The organism is Paenibacillus sp. PAMC 26794 (assembly GCF_000316035.1).
Lineage (GTDB): Bacteria > Bacillota > Bacilli > Paenibacillales > Paenibacillaceae > Paenibacillus.
This window is the reverse complement of sequence record NZ_ANHX01000008.1, coordinates 1-688: the sequence shown is the minus strand read 5'-3', so window position 1 is coordinate 688 and position 688 is coordinate 1. Positions and strand designations below refer to the sequence as shown.

The window sequence follows — 688 nt, the reverse complement described above, 5'->3', positions numbered from 1 at the left end:
ACTTCCGGTTATACCGACTCCCGTGGCTCCGGTTATACCTGTGGCTCCTGTTCCCCCAGTAACTCCAGTTACTCCGGTACTTCCTGTTATGCCCACTCCCGTGGCTCCCGTTATACCTGTAACTCCTGTTTCCCCTGTAGCACCAGTACTACCTGTTACACTTACTCCTGTGGCTCCTGTGATCCCCGTCGCCCCAGTCAACCCTGCAACACCAGTCGCTCCTGTTTCACCAGTTGCCCCGGTTCCTCCGGTTACTCCTGTTGATCCCGTTACGCTTAATCCCGTGGCTCCTGTAATTCCCGTCGCCCCGGTTAACCCTACAAGACCTGTCGCTCCTGTTTCACCAGTTGCCCCGGTTCCTCCAGTTACTCCGGTTGATCCCGTTACGCTTAATCCTGTGACTCCTGTAATTCCCGTCGCCCCAGTCAACCCTGTAAGACCAGTCGCTCCTGTTACGCCGGATGCTCCGGTACTTCCTGTCACTCCAACGCCAGTTGCACCCGTCACACCTGTCGCTCCTGCTCCAGCGATCAACGTGTAATCCGGTGAAGTCCCCGGCGTTCCCGTTGGTGATGCTACATTCGCAATATACGTACTGCCGTTGAACGTTACAACCTGACCCGCTGGATACGTTGGGGCTACGGCTGGATCGAATGGTACAATGCCACTTAAACCTACACCTGTCGCT

The 688-nt window shown here is 56.0% G+C and carries 1 pseudogene; it reads right to left on the bottom strand.

The features are described from left to right. Positions 1-688, bottom strand: a pseudogene (locus D829_RS30400) (hypothetical protein); the annotation flags it as partial.